General features: G+C 50.5%; 19 protein-coding genes and 3 pseudogenes. 2 read left to right on the forward strand and 20 right to left on the reverse strand.

The genetic code is table 11. From position 1 onward, the window contains the following. Positions 1-153 precede the first annotated feature (153 nt). From ycfP to hinT, 6 genes and pseudogenes are all read right to left on the reverse strand, one after another. Positions 154-695 (reverse strand): annotated as a pseudogene (gene ycfP, locus KQP84_RS14545) (alpha/beta hydrolase YcfP). 37 nt (positions 696-732) lie between these two features. Then, the gene (gene nagZ, locus KQP84_RS14550) at positions 733-1773 is read right to left on the reverse strand and encodes a beta-N-acetylhexosaminidase (RefSeq protein ID WP_215847057.1); all 1041 of its coding nucleotides are present in this window, start codon (positions 1771-1773) and stop codon (positions 733-735) included. Positions 1774-1813: 40 nt separating this feature from the next. Then, positions 1814-2596: a thiamine kinase gene (gene thiK / locus KQP84_RS14555; RefSeq protein WP_215848298.1), complete on the reverse strand. Its 783-nt coding sequence runs from the start codon at positions 2594-2596 to the stop codon at positions 1814-1816. A 16-nt stretch (positions 2597-2612) separates the two neighbouring features. Next, positions 2613-3206 carry a penicillin-binding protein activator LpoB gene (lpoB, locus tag KQP84_RS14560; RefSeq protein ID WP_215847058.1) on the reverse strand — a complete coding sequence of 198 codons (594 nt, stop codon included), beginning with the start codon at positions 3204-3206 and terminating at the stop codon, positions 2613-2615. 10 nt (positions 3207-3216) lie between these two features. Then, a complete protein-coding gene (locus KQP84_RS14565; RefSeq protein WP_215847059.1) occupies positions 3217-3585 on the reverse strand; it encodes a YcfL family putative periplasmic lipoprotein in 369 nt (122 codons plus the stop codon). A gap of 21 nt (positions 3586-3606) precedes the next feature. Then, positions 3607-3957, reverse strand: a complete 351-nt coding sequence (hinT, locus tag KQP84_RS14570) for a purine nucleoside phosphoramidase (protein WP_215847060.1) — start codon at positions 3955-3957, stop codon at positions 3607-3609. A 359-nt stretch (positions 3958-4316) separates the two neighbouring features. Between hinT and KQP84_RS14575 the strand changes: the two genes are divergently transcribed. Continuing rightward, complete coding sequence (locus tag KQP84_RS14575; RefSeq protein ID WP_215847061.1) at positions 4317-5888, forward strand: MFS transporter; 1572 nt, start codon at positions 4317-4319, stop codon at positions 5886-5888. A 29-nt stretch (positions 5889-5917) separates the two neighbouring features. Continuing rightward, the gene (bglB, locus tag KQP84_RS14580) at positions 5918-7057 is read left to right on the forward strand and encodes a beta-galactosidase BglB (RefSeq protein WP_215847062.1); all 1140 of its coding nucleotides are present in this window, start codon (positions 5918-5920) and stop codon (positions 7055-7057) included. A 50-nt stretch (positions 7058-7107) separates the two neighbouring features. On the opposite strand, the gene ptsG is transcribed toward bglB, so the two are convergent. From ptsG to yceD, 14 genes and pseudogenes are all read right to left on the reverse strand, one after another. Beyond that, on the reverse strand, positions 7108-8541 hold the full coding sequence (ptsG, locus tag KQP84_RS14585) for a PTS glucose transporter subunit IIBC (RefSeq protein ID WP_215847063.1): 1434 nt from the start codon (positions 8539-8541) through the stop codon (positions 7108-7110). Positions 8542-8827: 286 nt separating this feature from the next. Further along, the gene (locus KQP84_RS14590; protein WP_215847064.1) at positions 8828-9619 is read right to left on the reverse strand and encodes a metal-dependent hydrolase; all 792 of its coding nucleotides are present in this window, start codon (positions 9617-9619) and stop codon (positions 8828-8830) included. A gap of 18 nt (positions 9620-9637) precedes the next feature. Beyond that, positions 9638-10626: pseudogene (gene holB / locus KQP84_RS14595) on the reverse strand (DNA polymerase III subunit delta'). Then, the gene (gene tmk, locus KQP84_RS25980; protein ID WP_309140180.1) at positions 10623-11258 is read right to left on the reverse strand and encodes a dTMP kinase; all 636 of its coding nucleotides are present in this window, start codon (positions 11256-11258) and stop codon (positions 10623-10625) included. Before tmk ends, holB begins: the two are co-directional and overlap by 4 nt. After that, a pseudogene (gene mltG / locus KQP84_RS25985) lies at positions 11259-12266 on the reverse strand (endolytic transglycosylase MltG); the annotation flags it as partial. Beyond that, entirely contained in the window at positions 12263-13075 is an 813-nt protein-coding gene (pabC, locus tag KQP84_RS14605) for an aminodeoxychorismate lyase (RefSeq protein ID WP_215847066.1), read from the reverse strand. The gene pabC and the pseudogene mltG, both read right to left, overlap by 4 nt. A 122-nt stretch (positions 13076-13197) precedes the next feature. Continuing rightward, positions 13198-14439: a beta-ketoacyl-ACP synthase II gene (fabF, locus tag KQP84_RS14610; protein ID WP_215847067.1), complete on the reverse strand. Its 1242-nt coding sequence runs from the start codon at positions 14437-14439 to the stop codon at positions 13198-13200. Between the two features lie 83 nt (positions 14440-14522). Continuing rightward, positions 14523-14759 carry an acyl carrier protein gene (gene acpP, locus KQP84_RS14615; protein WP_215847068.1) on the reverse strand — a complete coding sequence of 79 codons (237 nt, stop codon included), beginning with the start codon at positions 14757-14759 and terminating at the stop codon, positions 14523-14525. Between the two features lie 152 nt (positions 14760-14911). Beyond that, complete coding sequence (gene fabG / locus KQP84_RS14620; protein WP_215847069.1) at positions 14912-15646, reverse strand: 3-oxoacyl-ACP reductase FabG; 735 nt, start codon at positions 15644-15646, stop codon at positions 14912-14914. Positions 15647-15656: 10 nt separating this feature from the next. Continuing rightward, complete coding sequence (gene fabD, locus KQP84_RS14625) at positions 15657-16589, reverse strand: ACP S-malonyltransferase (protein ID WP_215847070.1); 933 nt, start codon at positions 16587-16589, stop codon at positions 15657-15659. 16 nt (positions 16590-16605) lie between these two features. Further along, a complete protein-coding gene (locus KQP84_RS14630) occupies positions 16606-17559 on the reverse strand; it encodes a beta-ketoacyl-ACP synthase III (protein WP_215847071.1) in 954 nt (317 codons plus the stop codon). Beyond that, positions 17560-18600: a phosphate acyltransferase PlsX gene (gene plsX / locus KQP84_RS14635; RefSeq protein ID WP_215847072.1), complete on the reverse strand. Its 1041-nt coding sequence runs from the start codon at positions 18598-18600 to the stop codon at positions 17560-17562. It abuts the gene before it with no gap. 25 nt (positions 18601-18625) lie between these two features. Beyond that, a complete protein-coding gene (gene rpmF, locus KQP84_RS14640) occupies positions 18626-18796 on the reverse strand; it encodes a 50S ribosomal protein L32 (RefSeq protein ID WP_013025362.1) in 171 nt (56 codons plus the stop codon). A gap of 14 nt (positions 18797-18810) precedes the next feature. Next, positions 18811-19332 (reverse strand): 23S rRNA accumulation protein YceD, encoded by a 522-nt coding sequence (gene yceD, locus KQP84_RS14645; RefSeq protein ID WP_215847073.1) that lies wholly within the window; start codon positions 19330-19332, stop codon positions 18811-18813. Positions 19333-19427 lie beyond the last annotated feature (95 nt).

Consider the following 19427-nt stretch of genomic DNA (forward strand, 5'->3'; position numbering starts at 1 on the left):
AACATAGGGTTGGCGAAGTTAAAATCGCTATCTGAAGGCAGAATAACATGCTGCGAAGTGCGGGGCACAGCAAAATTGATTTACATCAAATTTATGAGCTAAAACTCAGAATATTACGCATAAAATCAAGGCACCTGAGAGGTGCCTTAACTATTAACCTAATGTTTTAAAAGCTTTTATTCGCTGAAGATGGGGAGAGATATTCTTAAATTTATGGCCTTCATTTTCATCCCACACAATTTCATAAAAGGGGTGCAGAACCTGCGCGATGCGTTGACCATCAAGCGCTTCATCTTTACGTGACAAAATAGCTAAACAGCGATCACGGTTTTTTCGCGGAAGTCGCTTACACACTTGGTAGCAATATCTTCATACTCTTCAGGACGATCAATTTTCCCTTCCATGTTTTCATAAGGGAAAAGATTGGGATTGAAGATTACCTGCCGGATACCACATAAAAAGCCAATGCGTTCAGACCAATAGCCACCCAGCCCCACGCCACAGATCAGTGGACGATCGTCATCACACAGCGTGATCATTTTGTCCGTCTCTTTTAGCAGAAACTGCATGTCATGTTTAGGATGACGCGTGCTGTAACTGATCATTCGCACATCGGGATCGATGAATTGCAGTTGCAACACTTTTTCGTGATTGCCCGGGCTATTGGAATCAAAACCGTGCAGATAAATAATCATGGTTTTCCTCAACGTGATGATGCGCCGGGCTGTGAATTTACCTCGACGCTTTATGAGCCAGCCAGCGCTGCTGTAACGAACTCAACTGCTGTGCATTGTTTTTCCAGCGCGAGCTCGCTTGCAAACTTTGGCGAGTAAACGTTCCTCGATGGTACAGCTGAGAGACCCGCTCAGCTTCGATCACGGTCAAACTATCCAGCACACTGATAGCGCCCTGACGCTGATTACACACCAAAATCATATCGCAACCTGCAGACAACGACTGCTGTGCTCGTTCAGGGTAGCTTCCCATCACCGCTGCCCCCTCCATCGATAAATCGTCGGAAAAGATGACACCCTCAAAACCCAGCTCTTTGCGCAGCACGGTTTTTAGCCAATACGGCGAACCGCTGGCAGGCAAATCGTCGATCTCAGTATAAATAACGTGAGCGGGCATAATGGCATCAAGCGCCTGCTCAGTAATCAGGGTACGAAATATCGCCATATCGTGCTGTCGCAACGTCGCTTCATCGCGCGGATCGCGTGGCGTCTCTTTATGCGAGTCGGCACTCACGGCACCATGTCCTGGAAAATGCTTGCCGGTGGTTTTCATTCCCGCTTCATGCATACCAGCAATAAAGCGACGCGCCACGGCTAGCGCAATCTCAGGATCTTCATGGAAGGCGCGATCGCCAATGGCCGCACTGATATGACCAATGTCCAGAACGGGCGCAAAACTGATATCAATGTCTAAAGCGATCATTTCTGCCGCCATTTGCCAGCCCGCCTGCTGTGCCAATTCACCGGCGGTTTGCCCGTCATGCAGCGCAGCGAAAGATTGCATCGCAGGTAATTGCGTGAATCCCTCACGGAAACGTTGAACGCGACCGCCTTCCTGATCTACTGCAACCACTAATCGCGTATGTGAAGCTGCGCGAATTTGCCGCACCAGCTCTGCAAGCTGGGCAGGATCGTGGTAATTGCGGGCAAACAAAATCAGCCCGCCCACTAAAGGATGTTTGAGAATTTCGCGTTCTTCTGCATCCAGCTCGTAACCTTCCACGTCCAGCATCAGCGGACCGGGTAAATGTGTAGTCATGACCTAAATCCTGTGACTTTACGCAATCAGCATAAAGCGATTAAATCTGTTCCCAGCTCTCACGAGCCATCTGTTGCAAAGCTTTTTCGCCGCTTTGCTCAGCGCGTAACTGATACCAACTAGCCATGAGTAAACGCAGCCATGGCTGCCAGTGGTTTACCTGCCGTTGTAGCTGCGCAAAGGGTAATTGCGCGGCTTGTGCATAGGTTGTTAACCAACGAAGCTGTTGCGTGGGATCGGCAGCGCATACCGCTGCCAGTTCCAGTGCGATATCACCATCAGCTGCATATTCCCAATCGATAAGATGCAGACTTTCATGCGCCACAATGATGTTTCCGGCATGAACATCCATGTGAAGCGGGGCTAATCGCAGCGGCGAAGGTTCGCCAATCCGCGTTAAGCGTTGAAGCGCTTGCAGCCAGGGCAGATTGCGCTGGCGACAACGCTGCCAGTATTGCCACAACAGTGGCAAGAGTTTGAGGCGATAACCGGTTAACGGCTGCTGATGCAAATGCCGTAACAGCGCAACGATTTGTGGCACATGTAGAGAGAATGCCTCAGGTTTCATCGCTTCGCCCTGCTGCCAGGCTAACAATAGGCCATATCGATCACCTGCCAGCGGTTTGGCCGTTAAACCGCCAGCGTGCAGCCTGTTCAAAAGGCGATATTCACGTTGACGATCGACAAACGGGATGGCAGGCTGCGGCGCAGGGCGTGCTATAAACTTTCCCTGCGCGCATTCAATGGCTTGGCTTTGTCCGGTTAACCCCGCTAGCGGGGTCACACGCGCCAGAGCACTTTCACCTAAATGGCGGGCAATCATCCGCTGCATTGCAGAATTAATTCTGAGCGACGCCGTTGCCAGACCAGATAATTTCGCCGGTTTGCACCAACATCAACTGCATCTGTAGCGTTGGCGTTTTCACATCACCCTGCGCGTTGCTGTACAACACATATTGCGCATTAAGGTAACGCGCCAGGCCAATCGCCTTACTGCGCGAATTTAAGCTATCGTCTGCCGGCAATCCCAGCGTCTGTTTCGCTTGGGTAATTTGATCGGAAGAGACCAGCGTATATTTGCCATTGTTATTCAATGCATTTTGAATCGAATCGGTGGCTTTTTCACTTTGCAGTGCGCCATTGGTGCTGTTTTTAATGCGATCCACCAGCAATACGCTGCCGGCTTCAGGGCCTGCGGCATTCAGCATCTGCGCAACCAGTGGCTGCACGCTGGCATCCCAGTTGATGGTTTTAAGCTTTGGCGGCTGCGGGATCGGTTGCGGTTGCGGAATCGGTTCCGGCGCAGGAACAGGCTGAGTCGGCTCAACGGGTTGAGTCGGTTCAACCGGAGCAGGCTGTTGCTGTTTCACCACACAACCTGTAAGAATGAGCGCCATCAGTAGCACTCCAGTACGATTTACACTGCGAATCACGTAACAGTCCTCAGAGATAAAGATAGAGACGAACCTTGCTGGCGGTCAGGTTGCCGAGTTGAGAAGTAACAGCAAGGCTACTAAGTGGCGGAACCGTAACGGTTTGAGCCGGTTCTTGCGGCGTGATCTCCAACCCTTTTTCGTCATACCAATAATAACGATAGTGCACAATCACCGGTGTTTCGCGTTGATTATAGAGCACGCTACTGGCACGTTTCTGGCCATCCTCTTCGTCAAGCTTAGGATCATCAGTGATGATGCCTGCCGACAGCACCGCAGACTCCATCACCAGCGATTGCGAGGTGTCAATCATCGGTTTGTCGCTGCTGCAGCCAGCCAGGCTGAGCAAGAACGGCAGGCTGATTAGCCATTGGCGCATAGCACGTTTCCGTTCAAAGGATCAGTTAGAAAGCATTGGGCCAAGCGGTTCGCCACCCAGCAGATGCATATGGATATGATAAACCTCCTGCCCGCCATGTTTATTGCAGTTAACGATTAGGCGGTAGCCATTCTCATCAATGCCTTCATCACGCGCAATTTTAGCCGCAGCCGTAAACATGCGACCCAACGCGTGCTCGTGGGCTTCGGTGACATCGTTAGCAGTAGGAATTAATACGTTAGGAACAATAAGAACATGCGTGGGTGCTTTAGGTGAAATATCACGGAACGCCGTGACCAACTCATCCTGATACACCACATCAGCGGGGATTTCGCGACGAATAATTTTACTGAAAATCGTTTCTTCAGCCATGATGCACTTCCTTTAGCCTGAGTCGTAATCAATCAGTATGCGGGACAAATTTGTTTTCTTTCAACCTCAGGACCACTTTTATTGGATTGATTGCCTGCCTTTAAACCATTTCTTCGCTCCACCTTCTCACTTGCAACGCCACCCACGCTTCTGATGCGTAATCGCCGACAAAAATGAAACACTGTTTTATAAATTAGAATTTAATCGCCCTTTTCTTTGTTATTTTGCCAAGTCCACGTAAGAGGTTGCCAAATCGCGAAGGTTTGCCCGCGCTGACGGCTCTACTTTCTAACCAATCCGAGAAAGAAGTCCGGAACGATGAAGGATGTACAGACTTTTACATACAAGGAGCACCCGTGATGCGCTCACGTAAAATTGGTCTTGGTCACTATCTGGCCTACGGCTCCGGAGATTTTCTCGGAGCGGGCACCACGGCGCTGACCGCCGCCTGGCTGTTATACTTTTACACCACCTTCTGCGGCTTAACGCCTATTGAAGCGACCCTGATCTTTGCCGCAGCACGCGTGCTCGATGCGGTAATCAGCCCATTAATGGGATTCCTGACGGATAACTTTGGCTCAACCTGGCTAGGTAAACGTTTTGGCCGTCGCAAATTCTTTATCATGCTGGGTATTCCGTGTGTCTTTAGCTACAGCCTGATGTGGATTAGTGACATGAACTTCTGGTGGTACCTCTGTACCTACCTGCTGTTCGACATGGTTTACACCATGATTTTGGTACCTTACGAAACGCTGGTGCCAGAAATGACGGATGACTTCAAACAAAAAACCCGTTTTTCAGGTGCTCGTATCGCACTGGCTCAGCTTTCAGCAATTCTTGCCGCCTTCCTGCCGGGCATTTTGTTGGGTGCGCTAGGCAAAGATAATCCTCAATCCTTTTTCTACGCCAGTTTGGTCTTCTCAGTGATTTGCGCAGTGGTGCTAACACTGGTGTGGCTCTTTACCTGGGAACGCGATGCGAGTGATTTTTCTGAAGAATCACGACGTGCAGAAGAAGAGAAGCAAAGCCTGACGTTGATGCAGAGTCTGAAGCGCTTATATGTTGAACTGGCTTCAACGCTGCGCATTCGTATTTTCCGTCAGCATCTTGGTATGTATCTTGGCGGTTACATCGCGCAGGACGTGTTTAATGCCGTCTTTACCTGGTATGTAGTGTTTGTGCTGATGCAAAGTGCGCAAATTGCCTCCAATTTAATGGGTACTATGGCAGTTCTGCAGTTTATTGCGGTAATGGGGATGATTCCGCTCTGTATCCGTATGGGACCAGCACCCGCATACCGATTAGTGGTGGTGCTGTTTGGTCTTGCAGCGCTTTCATACGCAGGCCTGTGGTACGCCGGCATGAACGATAACTTCTCGTTACTGCTACTGATTTCAGCCGTAGCCGGTTTGGGCCGTGGCGGTATCAATTATGTTCCCTGGAATACTTATACCTATATCGCCGATGTTGATGAGGTGATCACCGGTCAGCGTCGTGAAGGTATCTTCGCCGGTATTATGACATTAACGCGTAAAGCCTCTCAGGCCGGTGCGGTGATGTTTGTCGGTATCGTTCTGCAATTGTCTGGCTTTGTATCGGGACAAGCAACCCAGGTGCCTGGCGTCAGCCATACCATTTTAGCGATTCTCAGTATTGGTACGGTCTGTGTATTGGCCTGCGGCTTCCTCGTCTCTTTGCGTTTCAAGCTCAACCTGCAGACACATACTGTGCTGCGTGAAGAAACGCTAAAAATGCGCGAAGCGAATCGCGTAGTACCTGAAGGCATCACGCCTGAAGCACGCCAGATTGTCGAAACACTGGCTGGCATGCCTTACGAAAATTTATGGGGCAATAACAACATTGGTTTTCTCAATCGAGATAAGCCCGCTGCCCCGCCGCTGCCCAATCAGCGTGCTGTACTTTCCCCTTGACCTCGACGTTAAAAAGATAGGAATGAACCATGACTGTATTTCCTGTGAAACAAAGCGCCCTGTTGCGTCAACCTGAACATTTGCTGCCACGCAGCGAACTGGTGCAGCTGATCCAAAAATTGACGCAAAATTTAGTCAACATCACCGATGAAACGGGCGAATTTTTATTGCGCCTTGATGATGGTCGCGTGATTGATACCAAAGGCTGGGCGGGTTGGGAGTGGACACATGGCATCGGCCTGTACGGTATGCTGCACTATTATCAGCAGACGGGCGATCAACAGACGCTGAAAGTAATCGATGACTGGTTCGCCGAAAGACTGGCTGAAGGCACGCCAACAAAAAACGTGAATACTGTTTGCCCATTCCTGACGCTCGCCTACCGCTACGAGGAAACTGGCAATGCAGCCTGGCGGCCTGTACTGGAGCGTTGGGCTGAATGGGTGATGTATGAAATGCCGCGCACTGAGCAAGGCGGCCTGCAACATATCGTTTATAACAACGAGAATCATCAACAGCTGTGGGACGACACGTTGATGATGAGCGTGATGGCTCTGGCAAAAATCGGTCAACTGCTTAATCGCGAAGAGTGGGTTGAAGAAGCCAGCTATCAGTTTTTGCTGCACACCCAATACCTGATGGATCGTCAAACTGGACTCTGGTTTCACGGCTGGAGTTTTGATGGCCGCCATAATTTTGCTAATGCGCGCTGGGCGCGTGGAAATAGCTGGTTAACCATTGTCATTCCTGACTTTTTGGAGATGATGAACTGGCCGGAACATCATGCTACGCGTCGGTTTTTACAGCAGGTGTTGGAAAGTCAGGTAAAAGCATTACGAACCTGCCAACACAGCAGCGGCTTGTGGCCAACCTTACTTGATGATCCTGAGAGCTACCCAGAAGCCTCGGCTACGGCTGGATTCGCCTATGGCATTCTCAAAGCGGTGCGTAAACGTTACTTACCGGCTGAGTATGGCGAAATGGCGGAAAAAGCGCTACGTGGCGTGATCGCCAATATCGATGATGCAGGTGAATTGAAACAGGTCTCATTTGGTACGGCGATGGGGAAAGACCTGGATTACTATCGCAACGTACCGCTGACTTCAATGCCTTATGGTCAGGCGATGGCGCTGCTTTGTCTGACTGAATATCTGCGCGTTTACCTGTAAACAGCAGGCATAAAAAAAGCCCCAATCGGGGCTTTTTTCTTTTCCAGCTTTTATAAGCTGCGGATGTAATCATCCATATCCGTTTTCAGGTTATCGGATTTAGTTCCGAAAATGGCCTGAACGCCTGAGCCTGCAATCACTACGCCACGGGCGCCAAGGTTTTTCAGCTCAGTTTGGTCAACTTTCGTGACATCCGCCACGCTGACACGTAAACGCGTAATACAGGCATCAAGGTTAGTGATGTTCTCTTTACCACCAAACGCTGTCACCAATTTACCCGCCATTTCAGTGCCGGTTGCCGAAGACTGCTCGCTGATCGTTTCTTCGCGGCCTGGCGTTTTAAGGTTCAGTTTAGCGATCAACACGCGGAACACGGTGTAGTAAATCAGACCGTAAATAATACCGATAATAGGGAACAGCCAGATTTTGCTGCTGTTGCCGCTCAGTACCACAAAGTCGATTAAACCGTGTGAGAAGCTGGTGCCGTCACGCATGCCGAGCAAAATACAGATTGGGAATGCCAGACCCGCCAGGATAGCGTGGATAACATACAGAATCGGCGCCACGAACATGAACGAGAACTCGATCGGTTCGGTGATACCTGTCAGGAACGAGGTCAGCGCAGCGGAGATCATGATGCCGCCCACTTTAGCGCGGTTTTCCGGCTTGGCTGAATGCCAAATCGCAATCGCTGCCGCAGGTAAGCCATACATTTTGAACAGGAAGCCGCCTGAAAGTTTACCTGCAGTTGGGTCACCTGCCATATAGCGAGGAATGTCGCCATGGAAGACCTGACCGGCTGCGTTGGTGAATTCACCAATTTGCATCTGGAAAGGAACGTTCCAGATATGGTGCAAACCAAACGGCACCAATGCGCGCTCAACGACGCCATAGATACCAAAAGCCACAACTGGGTTTTGATATGCCGCCCATTGCGAGAAGGTTTGAATCGCTGTACCGACAGGAGGCCAGATAAAGGAGAGTACGATACCCAAGGCGATAGCCGTTAAGCCGGAGATAATCGGTACAAAACGTTTACCGGCAAAGAAGCCAAGATATTCAGGCAGTTTGATGCGATAAAAGCGGTTGAACATGTAGGCGGCAATAGAACCCGCGATAATCCCGCCTAATACCCCGGTATCCGCGAGATGCTTGGCCTCAATTTCTGCCGCAGGCAGATGAAGCACCAACGGTGCTACCACCGCCATGGTTTTCACCATGATGCCATAAGCCACCACTGACGCTAGCGCAGAAACGCCGTCATTGTTGGTAAAGCCAAGTGCAACGCCAATCGCAAAAATCAGTGGCATGTTGGCGAATACCGATCCGCCCGCTTCTGCCATGACATGCGAAACCACGGCAGGTAACCAGCTAAAATTAGCCGAACCAACCCCTAATAAAATACCGGCAATCGGCAGAACAGATACCGGTAGCATGAGCGATTTACCGACCTTTTGAAGGTTGGCAAAAGCATTTTTAAACATAGCCTGAAGCTCCTGAGTATGAGTGCGTTTTCGCGCAGTGCGCGTGGCAAAGAGGGAGGATTCTTTACCGGTTGGCGTTATACGCCTTTGATTTATTACGAAGGGTAAAATAAATCACTAACGGGTACTTTGACGGCTATCACGTTTCCAGAAACAGACCGCTCTGCTTTAAGGAATTTCTTACTGACTCGCGCGGATTATAGGCGATAAAAAGCTGGCCTTGTCACAATTTTCAAGGCCAGCCTGGCGTGATACAGATTAATTACAGCGTATAAAATAAAAAGGACTAATCGACCAGACGACTCATCGGAATATGAAACAGGTCAGAGAAGTTTTTGGTCGTCGCGGCTGCCAGGGTTTCAATATCGACCCCTTTAAGCACGGCAAGGTAATCAGCGACATCGCGGGTGTAAGCGGGCTGATTCTCTTTGCCACGGAATGGCACCGGCGCGAGATAGGGAGAATCTGTCTCAACCAGCATACGATCCAAAGGGACATAGCGCGCGGCTTCGCGAAGTTGTTCAGCATTACGGAATGTCACGATGCCCGAGAAGGAAATATAAAAACCCATGTCGAGCAGTTTGGCCGCTGTAGCCTGATCCTCAGTAAAGCAGTGCAGAACACCACCGCAGCGCTCAACCTGCTCTTCACGCAAAATCGCCAACGTATCTTCACGCGCATCGCGGGTATGCACGATAATCGGTTTGTTCAGTGCAATACCGGTACGAATATGTTCGCGAAACGAAAGCTGCTGCTGCGCTTTGGTTTCTTGCTGATAATAGTAATCCAGCCCTGTTTCGCCCAATGCGACGACGCGCGGATCAGCAGCCAGACGGCGAAACTCTTCAACATCGTAAGCATCTTCCTGATTGAGTGGGTGAACACCACAGGAAAGCGCAATATTTTCACGATCGCCGACCAGCGCTTTAAGCGTGTGGAAGCCAGGCAGTGTGGTAGCGATGGCTAGCATGAACTTGACGTCACGCGCTGCGGCTTTAGCGATCACATCATCCAGATCGCGATGGTGTTTTTCATAATCAAGGCCATCAAGATGGCAATGGGAATCAACAATAAACATACATTTTCTCGTTTGGTTTTAGCCGACCAGAGCAGGCTTAAGTTTATCAGCCCAGCTTAATAAACAATCGGTTAACAGTAATTCGCGGTTAACGGCAGCCACATGCAAAAGCTGTTCACGACATTGCATCCAGTCGCGGGCGCTGGTGTTAAGAGCACTGGCAGAAAAGTGCTGCGCCAATAGCGCGACCACATCCTGACGATCAACATTGCTCAACCACTGGGTTGCGCCTTGCTGCCACTTCATGGCGTCTAACAGTAAAGACAACAACCACCCAATACGCACAGCTGCATCATCCCCGTTGAGCACGGATAGCAATTGCAATATATCTTGCTGGAGCGCACCAGCTAATCCATCACAGAGTTTTTGACGCGCCTGTAAACGGCTCGGCTCCAGTAAAGTCATCGCAGCTGCAGGCGCGCCCGCACTTAAACGCAACGCCGATAACAGTAATTCATCGTTTTGCGGCGACTGTTTTTTCAGCCATTGCAGACTTTGCGCTTCATCAGGAGGCGATAAATGCAACGTCATGCAGCGACTGCGTAGCGTTGCTAATAAGCGAGAAGGTTCACGACTCGTTAGGAAAAACCAGCTGTTCGCGGGCGGTTCTTCCAGGGTTTTGAGTAAGGCATTCGCTGCTGCTTCACTCAATTGCGCGGCATCAGGTAACCAGACGACTTTCGCGCCGCCCTGCTGACCAAAATGGTACATTTTTTCGGTTACCTGCCGAACCGCATCAATGCCCAACGTGCTTTTGCCTTTTTCCGCTTCCAGCCGATACCAGTCAGGATGCGTATTGGCTTGCATTAGCTGACAGCCGTGACAATGACCACAACTTTTAAGCCCTTCTCGCTGTTGGCACATCAACCAGCGGCTCATTCCCCACACCAGGGCGTCATCACCCATGCCATCAATCGCCTGAATTAACAGCGCATGATGTCCGCGGCCCCCTGATGTTGACTGATGACCTGACGATAAGGCTGATTCAGCCAGGGAAACCAACTCATGTAGGTTGCCCTGTTAACCAGGAAGACAGCGTCGCTTGAAGTGACGCGGTCACTTCTTTAAGGGGTTGAGTCGCATCTACGCTTAAGATTGTGGGATCGTTTTCAGCCAGCATGAGGTAGCGCTCACGGGTACGCTCAAAGAATCGCAGCGATTCTTGTTCAATGCGATCCAGCTCGCCTCGCGCACGCGCACGCTGTAAACCAATCTCGGGCGTGACATCCAGATACAATGTCAGATCGGGACGAAAATCACCCAGCACCGCGTCGCGTAAGGTACGCATTAGCTCAACGTCAAGACCACGTCCACCGCCCTGATAAGCTTGGGAAGAGAGATCGTGCCGATCGCCAATAACCCAGGCACCACGCGCTAAGGCTGGTTTGATAACCGTTTCAACCAGCTGAACGCGGGCTGCGTACAGCATGAGCAATTCTGCTTTATCTGTAACCTGTTCGCCTTCAATGCCTTGCTTAACTAATACGCGCAACTGCTCAGCTAAAGGTGTTCCGCCTGGCTCTCGTGTAAAAACAATATCCTGGATACCTTTCTCACGCAGCGTCTCAACAATCGCATTACGAGCGGTGGTTTTACCGGCGCCTTCAAGACCTTCAATGACGATAAACTTACTTTTCATTTTTTCCTTCAACGCGAGCCGATAAGCCTGAACGGCACGATTATGGCTAGCGAGATTGGTGGTAAAGGTGTGCCCGCCTTTGCCATCAGCAACAAAATAGAGGTAATTGGTTTTTTCTGGATGTGCCGCTGCGTCTAATGACGCTTTGCTTGGCATCGCAATCGGCCCTGGCGGCAAACCGTTAATGGTATAGGTATTGTAATCGGTTGGTGCATCGAGATCTTTACGGGTCAGAGTGCCGGTATAGTTATCACCCATCCCATAAATCACCGTAGGATCGGTCTGCAGACGCATGCCAGTCCGTAAGCGGTTGATAAACACCGAAGCGACTCGGGCACGCTCTTCGCTCACGCCCGTTTCTTTTTCAATGATCGAAGCCATGGTGACCAGCTGTTGCTGGTTTTTATAAGGCAGATTGTCTGCACGCCCTTTCCACACTTCATCCGTCGTTTTACTCATTCGCGTATGTGCCCGCTCAAGTATCGCCATATCGCTCGTGTTTGCAGTATAGAGATAGGTATCCGGGTAAAAACCACCTTCCAGCTGACTTTGTTCAACCTTGAGCTTGTCGGCTAATGTCACGAACTGATCGTCTTGTAAAGTGTGTTTGATATAGGGCGCCGTGCGTAACGCACTCAACCATTCCTTGAGCCGCTGCCCTTCAACAAACCGTAGAGGAAATTGCGCCTCTTTACCGCTTGCTAATAGCTGCAGCAAGCTGCGCACAGTCATGCCTTGCTCTAGCCGGTAAGTTCCCGCTTTAAAGGTTGCTAATTCGGGTTCCAGCTTAAGCAACGCACCAAACCAGATGCTGTGCGGAATAATATGCTGGCTTTCAAGCTGCGCTTCTAATGCTACTCGTCCGATGCCTGCCGGCAGCGTGTAGATGGTTTCCTGATGCAACGTTAAAGGGGTCGACGCAAATTGTTTAACCTGCCAGTAACTAAAGGCAGCCGCGAGACCCAAAATCATCACTGTTCCGGTAAGAATTTTTTTACTTCGGCTCATGTTTCTTCCATTTTTTTACAGCTTTTCTGCAACTGGTTAAACAGTGTGCGTTGGTTAAAGTTCACCGCATCTATCTGTCTGACCGGTAAAACCGGCATTAACGCGTTACAAATAATCACTTCATCTGCCGCTAAAATCTCTGCAGGCTTGCTTTGAACTACCTGACACGTTTGGCCTGCTGCACTCAGTTGCGATAGCAGGTAGCGGCGCATAATTCCGTTAACGCCAGACGTTTCCAGCGTCGGGGTAAAGATAGCGTCACCTCTTCGCCAAAATAAATTGGCCGCGCAACATTCCACAACCCAGCCCTGAGTATCAAGCACCAAGGCTTCATCCGCATCTGTCTGGTCAAGATGAGCGCGAATCATCACCTGCTCAAGACGATTAAGATGCTTTAGCCCGGCAAATTGTGTGCTGCGCGCTAAGTTAATGGGGCTAATAGCAAGCTTTACACCTTGCTGCTGCAGTTGAAAATAGTGCTGTGGCCAAGGCGACAAGGCTATTATTCGCGTAGGCTTACCGCAACCGATGCGGCTATAGCCCCGCCCGCCAACGCCCGCGCTAATGATCACTTTTAATACCGCCTGCTGCTGACGTTGAGCAGCATTGCGCATTTCATTTTCGAGCTGTTGCCAATCCACATCGTAAAGCCACAACTGTTCGCAACTCTCTTTTAACCGTTGTAAATGCCGTTCTAATAGCAGGATTTGCCCGTTTTTTATAGCAGCGGTGGTAAAACACCCATCGCCGAAATGTGCCGCACGATCACTGGCAGGAAGCTGATTTTGCTCGATACCGTTAATCCACATCCATCATCCTCCGGTTGCCTGTTTGTTCTATCTTAACGATTCAGAATGATGTGATCAGTACCAGAGCGTGACTAAATATAAAAAAGGCCCGCATTGCGGGCCTTTTTAGCAGAGCAGGTAGATCAAACTTTACGGAAAATCAGCGAACCGTTGGTACCGCCAAAACCGAAGGAGTTGCACAAGGTATATTCCAGACCATTTACCTGACGTGCCGTATGTGGGATGAAATCGAGATCACAGCCTTCATCCGGGTTATCGAGGTTAATCGTTGGTGGAACTACCTGGTCACGCAGTGCGAGAATCGAATAAATTGACTCTACGGCACCTGCAGCACCCAGTAAGTGACCTGTCATTGATTTAGTTGAGCTCACCATGACGGTTTTCGCTGCTTCACCAAATACAGATTTCACTGCCTGCGCTTCCGCTTTATCACCCGCTGGCGTAGAGGTGCCGTGTGCGTTGACATAGCCGATTAGCTCTGGTGAGAGTTGTGCATCACGCAGTGCATTTACCATAGCGGCAGCAGCACCAGCGCCATCTTCTGGCGGAGAGGTCATATGATAGGCATCGCTGCTCATACCAAAGCCGACGACTTCCGCATAGATTTTAGCGCCACGCTTCTTAGCATGCTCATACTCTTCAAGAACGACCATGCCAGCACCGTCGCCAAGTACAAAACCGTCACGATCTTTATCCCACGGGCGGCTTGCCGCTTGCGGGTTTTCGTTACGAGTAGAGAGCGCACGCGCCGCACCGAATCCACCAACACCAAGCGGTGTACTGGCTTTTTCAGCACCGCCGGCCACCATAACGTCAGCATCGTTATACGCAATGATACGCGCAGCATGACCGATGTTATGTACGCCAGACGTACATGCCGTTGCGATAGAGATGCTAGGGCCTTTAAGGCCGTACATGATGGTTAAATGTCCCGCCACCATGTTTACAATGGTTGAAGGTACAAAGAACGGACTAATTTTACGCGGGCCGCCGTTTACGAGTGAAGTGTGGTTATCTTCGATCAACCCCAATCCACCAATTCCGGAACCAATTGCCGCACCTATACGACCAGCATTTTCATCGGTTACAACTAAACCGCTGTCCTGCATAGCCTGAATGCCAGCAACGATACCATATTGGATGAAGTCATCCATCTTGCGCTGATCTTTGCGCGAGATGTAGTCATCACAATTAAAATCTCTCACTAAGCCCGCAAAGCGTGTTGCGTAGGCACTAGTATCAAAATGGTCGATCAGGCTGATGCCGCTCTGACCGGCAAGGAGAGCACTCCAGGTAGACTCTACGGTATTGCCGACAGGAGACAACATGCCAAGACCAGTCACAACTACACGACGCTTAGACACGTTCGTCCTCCAGGGAGGGAAATAAGAACTATGTGGGACAAACATAAAACTCAGGCGGTCGAGTGACCGCCTGACGGTATTCATTAGGCTTTGTGGCTATTGATATAGTCGATCGCTGCCTGAACGGTGGTGATTTTCTCAGCTTCTTCGTCTGGAATTTCAGTATCAAACTCTTCTTCCAGAGCCATAACCAGCTCAACGGTATCAAGAGAATCGGCACCCAGGTCTTCTACGAAAGATGCAGAGTTGGTTACTTCTTCCTCTTTCACACCCAGCTGCTCACCAATGATTTTCTTAACGCGTTGTTCGATATCGCTCATACTATTTAATTTCCTATCAAAACTCGCTTTCGCGATGGTTTTCGTAGTGTATAAAATGTTGAAAAAGATGCAACAAAATCCCGGCTGGTCTAACCACGATTTACGTTATTTTGCGGTTTTTCCCGCAAATAATGCAAATGGTTTCGTGATTATCAGACCATGTACATGCCGCCATTGACGTGCAGCGTCTCACCCGTGATGTAGGCTGCTTCGTCAGAGGCTAAGAATGCAACAGCATTGGCGATTTCTTGCGCGTCGCCTAAGCGACCTGCAGGTACTTCCGCCAAAATACCAGAACGTTGATCTTCGTTCAGTGCCCGCGTCATGTCCGTTTCAATAAAGCCCGGTGCCACGACGTTGACCGTAATGCCACGTGACGCGATTTCACGCGCCAGTGATTTGCTAAAGCCAATTAAACCCGCTTTTGCTGCAGCGTAGTTTGCTTGGCCCGCGTTACCCATGGTCCCAACAACGGAACCAATGGTGATTATACGGCCCACGCGTTTTTTCATCATGGCACGCAAAACCGCCTTGGAAAGACGGAAGACGGAAGAGAGGTTGGTATCTAAGATATCCTGCCACTCATCGTCTTTCATGCGCATCAGCAGATTATCACGCGTAATGCCTGCATTATTGACTAAAATGTCCACTTCGCCAAATTCAGCGCGAATTTTCTCTAAAACGCTTTCGATCGATGCGGCGTCTGTCACGTTCAGCAGCAGACCTTTACCGTTGTCACCAAGGTAAGCACTGATTGCATCGGCACCGCTTTGGCTGGTTGCGGTTCCAACCACTTTAGCACCGCGTGCCGCCAGGGTTTCCGCAATCGCACGGCCAATGCCGCGACTCGCGCCGGTTACCAGCGCAACTTTACCTTCAAAACTCATGTTATTCCTCTTATTCCTGTCCTAGCGCACTTTTTAACGAGGCAGTATCGTTAACGGCTGCAGCAGTCAGGCTATCGACAATACGTTTGGTCAAACCGGTCAGGACTTTACCTGGACCCATTTCCATTAACTGTGTTACGCCTTGAGATGCCATCGCCTCGACACTTTCTGTCCAGCGTACCGGACTATAAAGCTGACGAACTAATGCATGACGAATCGCATCTGCATCCGATTCAGCTTTAACATCTACGTTGTTAATAACCGGAACAGACGGTGCATTAAAGGTAATGTCTTGCAGCGCAATGGCTAATTTATCAGCAGCGGGCTTCATCAACGCACAGTGCGAAGGGACGCTAACCGGTAACGGCAGCGCACGCTTAGCGCCTGCAGCTTTGCATGCCGCACCAGCACGTTCAACGGCTTCTTTATTGCCGGCAATAACAACCTGACCTGGCGAATTGAAATTTACTGGCGAAACAACTTGTCCCTGCGCGCTTTCTTCACACGCCTGGCGGATTGCCGCATCATCCAGACCAATAATCGCCTGCATTGCTCCCGTACCTTCCGGCACAGCTTCTTGCATCAGCTTGCCACGCAACTCAACTAATTTAATGGCATCGGCAAAATTCAGTACGCCAGCACAAACCAGCGCAGAGTATTCACCTAAGCTATGCCCTGCCATCAAAACCGGTTGCTCACCGCCCTGCTGCTGCCATACGCGATAGATAGCGACCGATGCCGCCAACAGCGCTGGCTGTGTTTGCCAGGTTTTATTCAGTTCTTCGACCGGACCTTGGCTAACGAGCTGCCATAAGTCGTAGCCCAGCGTGTCAGACGCTTCGCGGAAAGTCTCTTCCACCAGCGGATAGGCTGCGGCCAAATCAGCCAGCATACCCACAGATTGTGAGCCCTGACCTGGGAAAACAAAAGCAAATTGCGTCATTTTCAGTTCCTGTCAATCAAAAGCGAACCAGCGCAGAGCCCCAGGTGAAACCGCCACCAAAAGCCTCCAGCAGAATGAGTTGTCCGGGTTTGATACGGCCATCGCGTACCGCTTCATCAAGTGCGCTTGGCACCGACGCCGCAGAGGTGTTGCCGTGGCGATCCAGTGTTACGACCACTTTATCCATGGTCATACCTAATTTTTTCGCCGTTGCGCTAATAATGCGTAGGTTTGCCTGATGGGGCACCAGCCAGTCGAGCATCTCACGATCGAGATTATTGGCCTGTAACGTTTCATCAACGATATGCGCCAGCTCAGTAACCGCAACTTTAAAGACTTCATTACCTGCCATCGTAAGATAGGCGGGTTGATCCTGCTTCGCACGATCCTGATAGGGTAAGGTCAGCAACTGGGCATAGCGACCATCAGCGTGCAGATGGGTTGAAATAATGCCCTGCTCTTCGCTCGGTCCGAGAACGACCGCGCCAGCGCCATCACCAAACAGAATAATAGTGCCGCGATCGTTGGGATCCAAAGTACGTGCAAGCACATCAGCACCAATCACCAACGCATGCTTAACTGCACCGTTTTTGATGTACTGATCGGCAACGCTCAACGCATATGTGAAACCTGCACATGCTGCAGCAAGGTCAAAAGCTGCGCAGTCTTTAATGTCCAGCATTTGCTGAATCATACAGGCTGAGCTTGGGAAAGCATGGCTGGACGATGTTGTGGCGACGATAATCAGTCCAACATCATTGGCTTCAACACCCGCCATTTCAAGCGCGCGTTGGGCTGCTTGTGAACCCATGCTTGCAACAGTCTCATCTGGCGCTGCAATGCGGCGCTCACGGATGCCGGTACGGGTAACAATCCACTCGTCCGAAGTCTCCACCATTTTTTCCAGATCGGCATTTGTGCGAACCTGGCTGGGCAAATAACTGCCCGTACCGATAATTTTGGTAAACATCTAGGCTTTGTCACTCCTGGCTAATACAGCGTCTAGGCGCGCAGCAATTCGTTCTGAAACTTGCCGCCGCACCGCCTGCTCTGCCTGTTCTATCGCCACGGCGAACGCACACTGATTGGCTGCGCCATGGCTTTTGATCACTGTCCCGCGCAATCCTAACAGACAAGCGCCATTGTACTGGTCGGGGTTGAGATGTCCGAAGCGCTTAGCCAGACGTTTTTGGATCCAACGTCCCAGCAACTTCAACCACCATGACCGCTTTTTGCCTTCGCCTGATGATTTGAGCAGCGAAAGAAACATTCTTACCACGCCTTCCATAGTCTTCAACGTGACGTTTCCGACGAAACCATCACACACCAGCACATCCGTTTTGCCCGTGAGGAGTTCGTTAGCTTCAAGGTAACCAATATAGTTTATTTGCGGGGTTTCTCTTAGGGTTTCCGCTGCTTCGCGGATACTTTCAAGCCCTTTGGTCTCTTCCTGACCAATATTGAGAAGCGCTACACGGGGTTTATTGATGCCAAGCACCTCTTCCGCCATTACCGCGCCCATCACCGCAAATTGCACCAACATTGCACTGTCTGAATTAACGTTGGCACCTAAATCTAACACCACTGTTTTGCCCTGCTGCTGATGAGGTAAAACAGACATCAGCGCCGGACGTTCAATACCCTTCAGCGGCTTCAACAGCATTTTTGCCAGACCCATCAATGCGCCGGTATTACCTGCACTGACGCAGGCTTGCGCACGCCCCTCTTTTACCAATTCTAACGCCACGCGCATTGAGCTGCCGCGACTGTTTCGGATGGCTTGAGCGGGCCGCGCATCACTTGCAATAACCGATTCGGCAGGAATAACCTGCAAACGCCCCAGTAAGGAGGAATCCGTTTTGGCAAGCAATGGCATGAGGGTGTCGGGATTGCCGACCAGAAGAAGGTATAATTGCGTATGAGAGGCCAGTGCCTGCAATGCTGCAGGCACTGTCACGCAAGGACCGAAGTCCCCGCCCATGGCATCAATCGCCAGGGTCAAACGTGTCAAGGTATCGCCTTGCTAAGCGCAAGTCTTATTTAACGATAACCTTGCGACCGCGGTAGTAACCATCCGCAGTGATGTGGTGACGCAGATGAGTTTCGCCAGAAACTTTATCTACTGACAGAGTTGCAGTGGTCAGCGCATCGTGCGAACGACGCATGCCACGCTTAGAACGGGTGGGTTTATTCTGTTGTACGGCCATGGACCTTACTCCTATTACTTACGCTTTAAACTGGCTAATACGGCAAATGGGTTTGGTTTTTCGACCTCTTCAGGCAATTTACCAAAGACCATGTCCGCCTCGGACACTTCACAGTGTTCAGAATCATGCACCGGAACGACAGGCAGCGCGAGGATCACTTCATCCTCAACGACGGCCAACAGATCGATTTCACCATACTCGTTGACATCGACCGGCTCGTACGCTTCCGGCAACGCTTCGGCCTGCTCTTCAGAAGAAACAGGGCTAAAGCAATAGCTTACGTGGACATGATGCGGAAACACCTGGTTGCAGCGTTGGCAGCGCAACGTCACTTGTACATCAGCAGTACCAGTCAGTACTGCCAGACGTTGGTTGTCTACCGCAAACGACATGGAGCATTCTACATCACTGTCCACACTAACGACCGACTCGGCCACGCGCTCCACCTGTACAGGTGTGTACACACCTTGATAATCAAGGCGTTTTTGAGCGGTGCGGACGGGGTCCAGCGTTAGGGGTAATTTTACCTTTTGCATAGGGCGCGCATATTAACTTTGTAATCTTATAGAGTCAAAGAAAAAGGCCGGTTTACAGCATCTTTCAACCACTATTCGCATCCAGTGCGGCACAC

The organism is Candidatus Pantoea bituminis, assembly GCF_018842675.1.
In the GTDB taxonomy this organism is placed as follows: Bacteria; Pseudomonadota; Gammaproteobacteria; order Enterobacterales; family Enterobacteriaceae; genus Pantoea; species Pantoea phytostimulans.

What these genes read in the sequence shown, in the direction of transcription:
- nagZ (WP_215847057.1), bottom strand. Translation starts at nt 1,773, where the DNA reads ATGACTACACATTTACCCGGTCCGCTGATGCTGGACGTGGAAGGTTAC.
- thiK (WP_215848298.1), bottom strand. Translation starts at nt 2,596, where the DNA reads ATGATTGCCCGCCATTTAGGTGAAAGTGCTCTGGCGCGTGTGACCCCG.
- KQP84_RS14565 (WP_215847059.1), bottom strand. Translation starts at nt 3,585, where the DNA reads ATGCGCCAATGGCTAATCAGCCTGCCGTTCTTGCTCAGCCTGGCTGGC.
- hinT (WP_215847060.1), bottom strand. Translation starts at nt 3,957, where the DNA reads ATGGCTGAAGAAACGATTTTCAGTAAAATTATTCGTCGCGAAATCCCC.
- KQP84_RS14575 (WP_215847061.1), top strand. Translation starts at nt 4,317, where the DNA reads ATGCGCTCACGTAAAATTGGTCTTGGTCACTATCTGGCCTACGGCTCC.
- bglB (WP_215847062.1), top strand. Translation starts at nt 5,918, where the DNA reads ATGACTGTATTTCCTGTGAAACAAAGCGCCCTGTTGCGTCAACCTGAA.
- ptsG (WP_215847063.1), bottom strand. Translation starts at nt 8,541, where the DNA reads ATGTTTAAAAATGCTTTTGCCAACCTTCAAAAGGTCGGTAAATCGCTC.
- KQP84_RS14590 (WP_215847064.1), bottom strand. Translation starts at nt 9,619, where the DNA reads ATGTTTATTGTTGATTCCCATTGCCATCTTGATGGCCTTGATTATGAA.
- tmk (WP_309140180.1), bottom strand. Translation starts at nt 11,258, where the DNA reads ATGAAAAGTAAGTTTATCGTCATTGAAGGTCTTGAAGGCGCCGGTAAA.
- pabC (WP_215847066.1), bottom strand. Translation starts at nt 13,075, where the DNA reads ATGTGGATTAACGGTATCGAGCAAAATCAGCTTCCTGCCAGTGATCGT.
- acpP (WP_215847068.1), bottom strand. Translation starts at nt 14,759, where the DNA reads ATGAGCGATATCGAACAACGCGTTAAGAAAATCATTGGTGAGCAGCTG.
- fabG (WP_215847069.1), bottom strand. Translation starts at nt 15,646, where the DNA reads ATGAGTTTTGAAGGTAAAGTTGCGCTGGTAACCGGCGCGAGTCGCGGC.
- fabD (WP_215847070.1), bottom strand. Translation starts at nt 16,589, where the DNA reads ATGACGCAATTTGCTTTTGTTTTCCCAGGTCAGGGCTCACAATCTGTG.
- KQP84_RS14630 (WP_215847071.1), bottom strand. Translation starts at nt 17,559, where the DNA reads ATGTTTACCAAAATTATCGGTACGGGCAGTTATTTGCCCAGCCAGGTT.
- rpmF (WP_013025362.1), bottom strand. Translation starts at nt 18,796, where the DNA reads ATGGCCGTACAACAGAATAAACCCACCCGTTCTAAGCGTGGCATGCGT.
- yceD (WP_215847073.1), bottom strand. Translation starts at nt 19,332, where the DNA reads ATGCAAAAGGTAAAATTACCCCTAACGCTGGACCCCGTCCGCACCGCT.